9 protein-coding genes are annotated in these 12,069 nt (G+C 48.7%); 6 read left to right on the top strand and 3 right to left on the bottom strand.

Annotation, left to right across the window (positions count from 1 at the left end):
- Positions 1-376: 376 nt before the first annotated feature.
- Positions 377-1,576, bottom strand: coding sequence for an SAM-dependent methyltransferase (locus EKM96_RS10225; protein ID WP_125643324.1), 1,200 nt, complete (start codon positions 1,574-1,576; stop codon positions 377-379).
- A 212-nt stretch (positions 1,577-1,788) separates the two neighbouring features.
- On the opposite strand from EKM96_RS10225, the gene EKM96_RS10220 reads away from it, so the two are divergent.
- The 5 genes from EKM96_RS10220 (at position 1,789) to EKM96_RS10200 (ending at position 7,309) form a co-directional block, all read left to right on the top strand.
- On the top strand, positions 1,789-2,664 hold the full coding sequence (locus EKM96_RS10220; protein WP_125643321.1) for a hypothetical protein: 876 nt from the start codon (positions 1,789-1,791) through the stop codon (positions 2,662-2,664).
- Positions 2,665-3,717: 1,053 nt separating this feature from the next.
- A complete protein-coding gene (locus EKM96_RS10215) occupies positions 3,718-4,902 on the top strand; it encodes an ROK family protein (RefSeq protein ID WP_125643318.1) in 1,185 nt (394 codons plus the stop codon).
- A gap of 188 nt (positions 4,903-5,090) precedes the next feature.
- On the top strand, positions 5,091-6,185 hold the full coding sequence (locus tag EKM96_RS10210; protein ID WP_125643315.1) for an AI-2E family transporter: 1,095 nt from the start codon (positions 5,091-5,093) through the stop codon (positions 6,183-6,185).
- 67 nt (positions 6,186-6,252) lie between these two features.
- Entirely contained in the window at positions 6,253-6,945 is a 693-nt protein-coding gene (locus tag EKM96_RS10205) for a 2,3-diphosphoglycerate-dependent phosphoglycerate mutase (RefSeq protein ID WP_061775737.1), read from the top strand.
- Between the two features lie 112 nt (positions 6,946-7,057).
- A complete protein-coding gene (locus tag EKM96_RS10200; RefSeq protein WP_125643312.1) occupies positions 7,058-7,309 on the top strand; it encodes a hypothetical protein in 252 nt (83 codons plus the stop codon).
- Between the two features lie 130 nt (positions 7,310-7,439).
- Here the strand turns inward: EKM96_RS10200 and EKM96_RS10195 are convergent, their stop codons facing one another.
- Positions 7,440-8,597 carry an MFS transporter gene (locus EKM96_RS10195; protein WP_125643309.1) on the bottom strand — a complete coding sequence of 386 codons (1,158 nt, stop codon included), beginning with the start codon at positions 8,595-8,597 and terminating at the stop codon, positions 7,440-7,442.
- A 6-nt stretch (positions 8,598-8,603) separates the two neighbouring features.
- Positions 8,604-9,029: a MarR family winged helix-turn-helix transcriptional regulator gene (locus EKM96_RS10190; RefSeq protein ID WP_125643306.1), complete on the bottom strand. Its 426-nt coding sequence runs from the start codon at positions 9,027-9,029 to the stop codon at positions 8,604-8,606.
- A 224-nt stretch (positions 9,030-9,253) separates the two neighbouring features.
- Here EKM96_RS10190 and EKM96_RS10185 point away from each other — a divergent pair, with 224 nt between their 5' ends.
- Positions 9,254-11,794 (top strand): AAA family ATPase, encoded by a 2,541-nt coding sequence (locus EKM96_RS10185; RefSeq protein ID WP_125643303.1) that lies wholly within the window; start codon positions 9,254-9,256, stop codon positions 11,792-11,794.
- Positions 11,795-12,069: the final 275 nt, after the last annotated feature.

Genomic DNA, 12,069 nt, shown 5'->3' with positions numbered 1-12,069 from the left:
GTTGTGGTGACACCATTAAAGACCTTTATGGGTTTTTCTGTCCACTAATATGTTCAACTTAAATTTTACAATCTACCAATAGTAAAAATATTTTCTTGATGAATAACATTAATTTCATATCCCCCTCATTATTTGACGGCCATAAGAATTATCAATGATGTGAGGTTAGCATAAATACTAACCCGGCAAAAGGATTGATGATTACAATCGTATCGATAGTCTTAGAGGCTATGCCCAACAATGACCAACAGTATGAGTATGCTTAATATGGTAGTAGTCAATTTAACCAATAAAAAAGGCCCTCTAACCATCGGTGATCAATCCGGTGGTTAGGGAGCCTTTAACGTCAGGCGATCCGCGGTCGTCTAACTGGTATTTATTTAGCAGTTACTTTTTTATGAGTTTCGTCATACATGTAGTCCCGCGTCATTGGTAACATCCGGGCGGATGGTCCCTTTGAGATCAGGTACTGGATAACGTCGATGTTTCCAGACTTGAAGGAAGCGGCACAGGCCTGTAGGTACAGGTCCCACATGCGAACGAAGCGGTCGTCAAACATCTTGGCAACTTCGTCACGGTGTTCATTGAAGTTTTGGTCCCAGATTTCTACCGTCTTTTGGTAGTGGCGACGTAGGGGTTCCATGTCGTCAATTTGGAGGCCATTTTCAATGATGTGCGTGGTGTTTTCAATTAAGCCAGGCACGTAGCCACCGGGGAAGATCCACTTGTTTAACCAACCGTTGTTGGCGCCACCTTGTTGACGGGTAATCCCGTGAATCAAGGCAACACCATCATTCATCAAGTATTCTTGAACGCACTTGAAGTATTCGCCCAAGTTTTCTTGACCAACGTGTTCGAACATCCCAACTGAGGTGATGTAGTCCCACTTCTCGTTGCCAAGTTCACGGTAGTCTTCCAAGCGAACTTCGGCGACGTCTTGGAGACCTTCGTCTTCGATTCGTTGGTTAACGTAGTTGTATTGTTCCTGGCTCAAAGTGATCCCGGTGACATGCAACCCGTATTCCTTGGCGGCGGTCAGCATCAACGTTCCCCAGCCACAACCGATATCCAGCAAGGTCTTGCCGGGTTGTGGATTGAGCTTACGGATAATGTGGTGAACCTTGTTCATCTGAGCGGTGTATAAATCATCGTCAGGTGTTTCAAAGTAGGCACAGGAGTAAGTCATGGTGTCGTCCAACCAGAGATTGTAGAAGTTATTTCCAATATCATAATGGTTTTGAACATCGGTCTTGCTTTCCTTTTCCGTATGTTTTTGCTTAGGCAAGAAATGAATAAATTTCTTGTTGTGGAAGAAACTGTCGGCGTTTTCGTAGGCCGCCGTTAAGAGGTCTTCGATACTCCCGTCAATTTCAATTTTACCGTCCATGATAGCTTCCCCGAGCGCAATCGAAGCGTTACGAGAAATTTCCTTTATTGGAATGGCCTCATGAATGGTGATAGTGACATCAGGAGTGCCGGTCCCATAGACATCGCTGCTACCGTCCCAGTAGTTGACTCGAACGGGAATGTTGAAAGTGTGGCTTAGAAACGTTTTGTAAAAAGTTTTTTCAAGCATGTCAGGAGTCCTTTCTGGTTTCGCTGCATGGCGTGCAGTAAAACAAAAATATACTTTCTTAGTATACGCCTTTCATCCGGTAAAGCGTAAGAGGGGGTCTTAATGTAAGCGCATTAACTTTTATTCACTAGAATTAGCCCGGGTAAAAAGGGTCGTTTCTATACTGATGCATGGTATAATGAGACTATATTTAACCGGCGGAGGTCTTCATTTTGAAAAAATGGGTATGGGTCGTGGCAACAATCGTGGTGGCACTGCTGATTGGCGGTTACGCGTATTCGAATCATCACGCAACAGCTAAGGAGTACCAAGCGGCAATGGCTAACGGGCGTACTGCCATCAAAGGTAAGCATTACACGCAGGCTGAAAGTTACTTTCAGAATGCCTTAAAACGTAAATTAAATGATCCAACTGCGCAGACTTATTTAACGCAAACGCAACGGTTCGTCTCGGCTGAGAACTCTATGGAAGCACGGAAGTTCACGAGTGCCGAGGAACACTACAAGACGGTCAAGGACACCAAGAATGGGTACAAGGTCTTGGTAACACGGGCCACTAGCCAATACAAGTTGGTTAAGGGTGTGGTTGCTAATGTTAAGCAATTCAAGACGATCTTGAGTAAGGCGCAAGGGGAAAACAAGGCGCTGAACTATGGTCAATCCAATACGACTTTGGATGAGTTATTCAACAACGACAAGTTCCGTCAGACTTACTACAAGGACCTGTATGACCAGGCCTTGGCCTTACGGAAAGCTAACAATGCCGGTCAAACGAGTTCTGTGACCGCTGCGGCTAGTTCCAGTTCTTCTAGCTCCGATACCAGCAGTTCTAGCGCGTCATTGACGTCGTCCGAACAATCAGCTGCTAAGAACTACAAGGGTAGTAACGAGTACACCGTGACGCAAAGTCAAAAGGAATTAAATGGTAAGACGATCACGGATGCACAAATCGCCAGCGCCCGGCAAACGATCAATGCTGCGGGTGGCCAATCCGATGCCATGAGCGATCAAGACGTTCGGGTTGCGATGCAAACCGCTAGCAAGAAGAAGTTGTCATTGACCAAGTACACGCAACAATATCTCAAGTAAATTTCTGATTCGAACCGGTAGGGATGTAAATCCCTACCGGCTTTTATTTTGTCTTCAGGTAGATTAAGCTGACTCGCCAACGGCCGGCCCTTTTCGGGCTGGAACGCAGTGAACATGATTTTGAGCCCAAGAGCGGTCTCAAAAGTCAGTTCTGCCTAACCGGAGAAAGTTCCTCCGCTAAGGCAGTTCCACGGCTGAGCCCCGGGCCGGCCATTGGCTGCCTACTGGTCGTTGAGAGCCAGCGGCGTTGAGCATACGAATTGGAGATTATGCTACTCGATATGAATATGGCGCCCAGCCTTTTTATTTTGCTTGGTGTGAAAGTATGTCTACTTAACAACTGTCGAATTCCATGTGGGTCGACGGCCTTGGTTGGTCCGATGACTTGTTCTAAGATAGTGGCTAATCATTGACCGATCTTAGCCGTGAGGGCGGTCCTGCAGGGGGCTCAGTGGTGTCGTTTGCCTTAGTCGGTGGGCTTCCGGGTTAGGCAAAGACCGAGTTTGAAGACAGCCAGGTCTTGCTGGCTTCAAATTGTGTCCATCACGTTCCAGCCCCCTGCGGGGCCAACCGGTAGGCGGACAGTCCGAGCTCAAATAAACATAAAACGAACAATCCAGAAATGTTAGATAAAATAACACGGAACGTTGTCATAAATGGAGAACCCGATCAATTTGGTTGCTGAACTAACCATTCTTAAACTTTTGGTTATAAAACTTGACATGAAAGGTAAGTCACTAAACAAATGCATTTATAAACCGAATAAGCAAATTAATTGGTCGAACACCAAATTTGGGCGTAAGAAGCCTATGGGGGCAACGATTTCCCGTACATTAGGCATTTGAAAACGCTTAAATTTCACAAGTCACTTTCTTTTCTTAATTGGTAAGGGTGATTTACTATAATATTAGAATCAGAATCTACAAGGGGGGTTAGGCGATGTGGCCCCCAAAATAGCAGGTGAGCACCAACCTTGGGGGATGGGGCAACCTAAACTGATTTGATTCCCGAATCACCGTTGCTATTTGGGGGAGCTACGTTGCCAAGAAAATTATGATTATCAACAAACATATCATGCGTACGACTAATGAAAAGCAAGTTTTACAACAAATTGTAAACGCTGGACCAATTTCTCGTAGTCAGATTTCACGGAATCTGAGTTTAAACAAGGTCACGGTTTCTGATATTTATAGTCAATTGCTCCATGAAGGGTTAATCCGTGAGGTTGGTCACGGGGTAAGTACCCGGAATGGTGGTCGTAAACCAGTCATGGCATTACTAAACGTGGGGTATGGTTATGTCATCAGTATTAACATTTTGCGGTCACGCTTCTCTATGATTACCTGCCGGTTGGACGGGAAGTCTGAGAATTACGAAAGTGTATCCACTCGCGACGTTGATTTAACAACGGTGCTGGACATGATTGATGACCGGATCTCGGCCACGATGAGTGCCAACGAAAACCGATTGTTAGGGATTGCGTTTGGCCTGGATGGCGTTATTTACGATAACCAAATCCTGGCGGCTTCGTTGAAGGGGTTCAAGAACTTTGATCTCGCGAAGTACTTTAGCGACAAGTTCCAAGTTCCCGTTGTGTTGGAAAACCTGGCCAGTGAATCCGCGATTTACGAACGGGACTTCGCTGGGGAAGGCCTCTACCACAACCTGATCTCGGTTACCATCCGCGACCAAGTGGCCGCAGGAATTGTGACCGATGACCGGCTCTACCGTGGTCACAATGGGGAAGCCGGCAATATTGGTACTTGTCCGTTGGCCGACCGCTACCACGAAGAAAATATGGAAACGGTCAACCATTACGTTGCCGAAGGACCCGTTTTGCAACGGATCATGGCCTATCAAAAGATTGACCGGGTTGACGTTAACCGGATTCGGCGAGACTATCTGGGGCATCGACCAGAACTGCTGTCGATCCTCGATGAATTTGCCTATTACCTGGACAAGGTCTTGGGAAACATTTCCAATACCTTCGCGCCAGACGCGATCATCGTCAACGCCCCAATCCTGGAATTATTGCCAGAATTGATGGACCAAGTGCGGGACTACGTGGGCCAAATGGCCATCTTACGGAAAGCCCCATTACTCTTAACTAAGAATGCTAAAGAAGCCTCATTGCTGGGTGGCGCATCCGCCATTATCCACAAGGCATTGGGATTGGATGACCTACAACTAACCTTTGGGAATCAACGGTCGGCTGTGTTAGAGGGAGTTGAATCATAAGCGACCTTGGCCACCGAGTCGGTTGGGCATGCCGTCAGTGAGCGGTGCCGAACGATGGCCGAGTGACTGAAAGTCTGAATCCAGTCGGGTTCGGACTTTTTTGTCGTCCACGGTTAAATGTCTAGGGAATCAATGACAAATAGCGTAGAATGAAACTACCGAAAAAAGTAGATAGGGGCGGTTCAGAAGTGAGTTTATGGCAACGGTTTGTTGATAATATCAGATTGCGCCGGTTTACGGTGTTGGTCGTCTTAATCTTTATCCTGTGGTTAATTCGGTCGGAAATGAACATGATTCTGTTAACCTTCATTTTCACCTTCTTGGTCCTACAACTGGTGAAGTTTGTTCACCGGTTCGTGAAGATTCCGGCGGGTATCATCGTAACGGTCGCGTACTTGTTGATTCTGGGGGGCCTGTATGGGGCGATCACCACGTACCTGCCGCAACTCTTAACGTCGTCGGTTCACGGGGTGGAGAACCTATATAAGTTCTACCAGCAACCCGGAAACGATAAGAACGAGATTATTCGTTATGTGACGGAATATATTAATAACTCGAATATCATGAGTCAGGTGCAAAGTGGGGCCAAGGTTGTCTTGACCTACATCTCGACGATTGGGTCGTTTGGGGTCACCCTGTTTATGTCGATGATTCTGAGTTACTTCTTCACCATTGAGAATAAACAGATGGCGGCCTTCTCCAAGCGTTTCCTGACCAGTACCTATGGTTGGGTCTTCCAGGATATTAACTTCTTTGCGTCAAAGTTTGTTAATACCTTTGGGGTGGTCTTGGAAGCGCAGTTCTTCATCGCACTCTGCAACACGGTGATTACCACCGTCGTGCTGGCCTTCATGAAGATGCCACAGCTACCAACGCTGGCCATTATGATTTTCATTCTGAGCCTGATTCCCGTGGCCGGGGTGATTGTCTCAATTATTCCACTGACCATCCTCGGGTATTCCGTTGGCGGTTTCCGCTACGTGATTTATATCTTAATCATGATGGTCGTGGTCCATGCCTTGGAAGCCTACGTTTTGAATCCCAAGTTCATGTCCAGCCGGACTGAGCTGCCAATCTTCTATACCTTCGTCGTGTTATTGGCAGGGGAACAGCTCTTTGGCGTCTGGGGCCTGATTGTTGGGGTGCCAATCTTCACGTTCTTCCTGGATATTCTAGGCGTCAAGCCGGTTCATGGGTTACACCAGCCGCCCCACGTCGATGTCCAGAAATTGAAGGACTATCGCTTGCCGTCAAGAAATCATGATGACGGAAAAGACGAATAAGGCTGAAATTTTGGGCGAGATAGTGTAAAATGGCAAGGTATTCTAAAGAAGAAAGAGGTTTTAAGGGATGGCAAAATTAGTACTGATTCGCCACGGTCAAAGTGAATGGAACTTATCCAACAAGTTTACTGGCTGGGTTGACGTTGATTTAAGTGAAAAGGGTGTTGAAGAAGCCAAGGCTGCAGGTAACAAGATTAAGGAATCTGGCCTGAAGTTTGACTACGCCTACACGTCAGTTCTTAAGCGAGCAATCAAGACGTTACACTACGTTTTGGAAGAATCCGACCAACTTTGGATTCCAGAAACGAAGACTTGGCGTTTGAACGAACGTCACTACGGTGCCTTACAAGGCTTGAACAAGGCTGAAACCGCTGAAAAGTACGGTGACGACCAAGTCCACATCTGGCGTCGTTCATACGATGTTTTACCTCCACTTTTGGATGCTGACGCCGAAGGTTCTGCCGTTAAGGACCCCCGTTACGCTAACTTGGATCCTAACATCGTTCCCGGTGGTGAAAACTTGAAGGTTACCCTGGAACGGGTTATGCCTTTCTGGGAAGACCAAATCGCACCTAAGTTACTCGACGGCAAAAACGTCATCATCGCTGCCCACGGTAACTCACTGCGTGCCTTAAGCAAGTACATCGAACGGATCTCCGACGATGACATCATGAACCTCGAAATGGCTACTGGTGAACCAGTTGTCTACGATTTTGATGACAAGTTAAACATGACTAACAAGACGAAGTTGGGCAAGTAATTCCAACGGACTCGGAGCCGCCTCGCACAGTGGGGCGGCTTTTTCGTGGCCCCAAAGTGGCTGGGGCCGTTAATAATTAGCGACTAACTTCACGAGAGAAAAGAGATTGAATTTGGCAGAAAAAGCAGTAACCCAGATTGAAATGATGAAGATTATTGGCCTATTTCGTAAGGAAGGCTTCACCGGCGAGTATGAGACTTTCCAACGTGTCAGTGGCACCGACCGCGAGTTTTTCGTGGTCATGAGTAATGAACAGGGCATCAAGGCGTTGTTTAAGGCCAGCCTGATGATGAATGCCGTGGAGTTCCAGTATGTGCTGGATGACAAGCATACGTTTGTGACGGAAGACGCGGACGCTAGCTAGGATTGACCATGTTCCCAACGGTTGTTTTCAACCCAATCAAAGTATTGTGACCGGATAACTAATTAAGCTCAGCAGAAAAGGCATCGCGACAGGCAATTTAAACATGTCGCGATGCCTTTTCAATTGCTTATCAAGCCAACGATCGGCGATCGATCCAGTACACGACCACAATCAATGGCAGTGTCAGTCCCATAACGGGGTAGAGCCATGACCAAGGGAGAATCGCCGTGATGAGTCCCGCTAGCATCGGTCCACCAGACATGCCGAGGTCGATGCCAATGTAGAAGGTACTGTTGGCCAAGCCACGATCCGATTTTGGCACCAGCGATAGCGCCTTGGCTTGGCAAATGGAAAACATCAAGCCATACCCAGCGGCGAAGCCAAAGGCACCAAGGAACAACATGAACCAATTGTTTAAATCAGTTAAACCAATGATGCCCAACAGATTAAAGCCTAGACAGAGCCAGAAGAACTTCTTGAAGGGCACGTGGTCAAATGCATCGCGTAAGGCCATTCGCATCACCAATAAAATAATTGCGTAAGTGGGGAAGAAGACGCCCGCTGGTACGGCAAAATGGCGGTGAGCAATGTAGCTCACGATGTAGTTTTCCGTGGCAAAATAGGGTAATGAGAACAACAGTAAAATGATCGCCAAGGGAACGACTTTGGGTTGGACTAACTGAAGTTTTTTGGTGGATGCCGTGTTCGTTTGGCGTGGGGTAACGGGACGGCCATGGTTGCCGACGAACTGAATGACAATCAGCATAAGGATGCTGAATAGGGCGGCGACCCAAAAGACACTTTGGTAACTGTAGTGTTGGTAGAGATAGACACTGATGGCTGGGCCCACGGCCATTCCTAAGGCGCTGGCCAACCCATAAATCCCCATCCCAGAACCAATTCGATCGGCGGGCAAGAGGTCGGCCATCCAAGTTGCCATACAGACGGAACATAACGTATAGCCAATACCGCTAATGATTCGGGAAATCAGAATTAAGGCCACACTGGTTGTCAACGTATAGCCTAAGCTCGCTACCAAAAGTAAGATGCCACCGATTAGCGTGAGCGTGTATTTAGACACGCGGTCGGTTAAATTTCCCGCTAATGGCCGCAAGACCAGCGCGGTCAGATTCATTGCCCCCGCAATGACGCCGGCTAAGATACTACTAGCACCGACATTAGCGGAAAATCCAGCAATAATCGGATTGATTAACATTGGCCCCATTAAATAAAAGAAACTGGCCACTAAAACTAAGGTCACATCTTTGGTATATAAGCGTGTGTGCACGCCAAATCATTTCCCTTCTAGGTTGGCATTAGCACGGCGGGCCAATGCCATAAATTGTTGTTGTTCTTCCGGTGTAAAGCCAGCGAAAAGTTCTGCACTGGTTTGCCAGCCATGCTGATCAAGTTGGGCGTATTTGGTTGCCCCGAGCGACGTCACCACGACGAGCTTCGAGCGGCCGTCGTCCGGATTGGGCACTAGTCTCACGACCCCTGCAGTTACCATGTGTTGGACAATGACTCGGGCGGTTTGGTGGGTAATCCCTTGATAGTCCTTAAACATCGCGACGGTTTGCTGGGGATTTTCCGCAAAATATCGCAAGGCATCCCCCTGTTCGGTGGTTAAATTCAAATTCTTAATGTGGAAATTTCGGCGTTGCTTAATCCGACGCGCCAACAATAACAGTTGCCGCGAAATCATATCGTCTCTATTCATGTGTTCACCTCGTACTTATATTGTACAGTAGGCTGTATAATTTGGTAAGGCCTATTTTTCTAAAGTGATGATCGGTTGGTTTACGAAAAAGTTCCCGGGCCTTGAAGCGAGGCACCGGCCAAGAAGAATGACCAGTTTTCGGTTCCCAAACTTGACTGTAACGTTACCGGATGGTTTAAAATGATAAGTATCATGAACGGAACTAAAGGTAAAGGTGGGCAAGTATGACAACAAGTGATAAACAACGTGAACATATTAGTGTACGTGGTGGGAATGTCCATAATTTAAAGAATATTGACGTGGACATTCCGTTAAATCAGTTTGTGGCAATCTCCGGTCCCTCGGGCTCTGGGAAGAGTTCCTTGGCCATGGGAATCTTGTATGCGGAGGGGTCAAGGCGTTACCTGGAGGCGCTATCCACTTATACCAGACGGCGAATCGGCCAAAGCAAGCGGTCGCAGGTCCAGGAAGTTCGGCACATCCCATCTGCTATCGCCCTGCGGCAACGGCCAGGAGTTCCTTCCGAGCGCTCAACGGTCGGGTCGATGAGTGAATTGTTTAACGTCGTCCGCCTCATCTTCTCGCGCCTCGGCTCGATGGTTTGTCCCAACGGTCACCGGATTGCCCCCAGTTTGAAAGTGGCTCAGGCCATGGATTTACCGGGTGGTGCGGACAGCAAGATGGGAATCGTGACCTGTCCGGAGTGTGGGGTCGAGTTCATGGCGAAATCGGCCGAAGACTTTGCCTTCAATTCCGGCGGTGCCTGTCCAGAATGTCATGGGACGGGGACGGTTCAGACCTTAGACGAGGATAAACTGATTGGCGATCAGAGTCTTAGCCTGACCGAAGGCGTCGTGGCCTCATGGCATTTACCTGGCCGGAACTTTATGCCAACGGTGGCGGAAACGCTGGGCGTTCGCATCGATGTACCCTACAAGGATCTCACCGACCGGGAGAAAGATATTGTCCTCAACGGCGCTAAGAAGCAGTACCCCGTGGACTTTCGAACGTCGACCGGACGGGTCTTCCATACCGACAAGACGCTGTATGAGAATGCCCACGAGGCCGTCTACGATTCCCTGAAGACGGTGAAGAGTGATCGAGCCATCAAGAAGGTCAACGAATTTTTCCACTTCTCGGTGTGCCCAACCTGTCACGGGACGCGGCTGAATCCGGAACTCTTGACGCAACTAGTTGGGGGTAAAAATATTGCGCAGGTGTCTGACCTGACCTTGGGCTCATTGTCCGAGTGGCAAGCTGCGGCACAAGCCGAGTTGCCCGCCGAGATGAAAGCCATGGCTGACGTGCTGTTCAAGAATCTGACGGATACGTTGCGGCCCTTGCTGGAACTGGGGCTAGACTATCTGACCCTATCGCGGAACGGGAATACGCTGTCGACCGGTGAACTTCAACGACTGCAACTAGCCAAGACCATTCGAACGGAGACGACGGGGGTCCTGTACGTGTTGGATGAACCCTCGATTGGGTTGCATCCCGATAACGTTAAGGGGCTCATCCGGATCTTTCGGGAACTGATTGCCCAAGGAAATTCCTTGGTCGTGGTCGACCATGAAGTCGACATCATTTCGGCTGCCGACTGGGTGATTGAGATCGGCCCCGGGTCGGGGGATGCCGGTGGTCGGATCATTGCCGAGGGCACGCCCAAGGACCTAGTGGGGAATTCTCAGTCACTGATTGGTCCCTACATTTCGGGGCAAGCCAACATCATGCATGATAAGGTGCCCGTTAGTCAAAAGGCTAGTGAGCTCACCACGCAGTTTGAGGTCAAGGATTACTTTAATCTGCATGACGTGGCCGTGACCATTCCTGGTAACGAAATCACCGCGGTCACCGGGTTCTCTGGTGCCGGTAAGACGAGTTTAATCTTGGACAGCCTGGTGCCGGCGATTCAGGCCGCGAATGACCAGGCCGCCCTGCCCAAGCAGGTGACGACCTTGAAGACCCATTTGAAAGACGTGGTGTCCGTGGATGCCAAGCCGATTGGGAAGAATGCACGCTCGACGATCGCCACCTACACCACCATCATGGATAACCTGCGTCGCCTGTTTGCCGCTTTGCCGGAAGCGAAGGCTAAGAAATTTGGGATCGCTCACTTCTCGTATAATAACAAGCAGGGGGCGTGTGAACAGTGTGGCGGACTGGGCACCATTACCTTGGATATTCAGTATCTGCCGGATATGGAGGAGGTCTGCCCCTACTGTCATGGTGCACGGTATAAGGACGAGATTCAGGCGGTTCGTTGGCACGGCCACAACATTGTCGACCTGCTGAACTTATCGGTCCGTGAGGCGTTAGCCGTCTTTGAAACGGTGCCGAAGATTGAAAAGCAGCTCCAGTTGCTGGATGAAATGGGGCTGGGCTACCTGCATCTAGGTGAAAGCACGCCAAGCCTGTCCGGTGGGGAAGCCCAACGGTTAAAGCTCATGAGCCACTTGAACAAGCGCCAAGGCAAGACCCTGTTTATCTTTGACGAACCCTCCGTCGGGCTGCATCCCCAAGACGTGCAAACGTTACTGGGCGTGATTAACAGTCTGAAGGCCAAGGGGGCCACGATTATCATTATCACGCATGACCTCGACCTGATGACCAACGCTGATTATCTGATTGACCTCGGACCCAAGGGTGGGCAAGCCGGTGGCCGGTTGATGGCTAGTGGTGAGCCACAACAGCTGATCAAGACGACCAAGAGCCTGACGCTGGATTACCTGAAGGATCATTTTGAAAAATTCCATTTAGTTAGCTAAAGCAAACCACGCCAGATCACAACGACTTGGGGGCTCCGCAAAAATCATTACAGACACACAGGTCATTTCAACAGATTCACGGCCGCCTCGAACATCGGGGCGGCCTTTTTTGTGGCATCGAACAAACGTAAACAGCTGGTCTGTCAGGTCTTTCTTCCTGTGAATAGATCGTGATAGAAAGGTCATTGCGGTTCATTAGGGAGTGTCAAATTTTTTGTGTAAATGGAAGTCCTCTCCCATTAGCTAGCTTCTAATACATGGATTCTAACGTATCT

The sequence above is a fragment of the Levilactobacillus tangyuanensis genome (genome assembly GCF_003946545.1).
Classification (GTDB): domain Bacteria; phylum Bacillota; class Bacilli; order Lactobacillales; family Lactobacillaceae; genus Levilactobacillus; species Levilactobacillus tangyuanensis.
The sequence above is the reverse complement of the archived record's forward strand: the minus strand, read 5'-3'. Positions and strand labels throughout refer to the sequence as shown.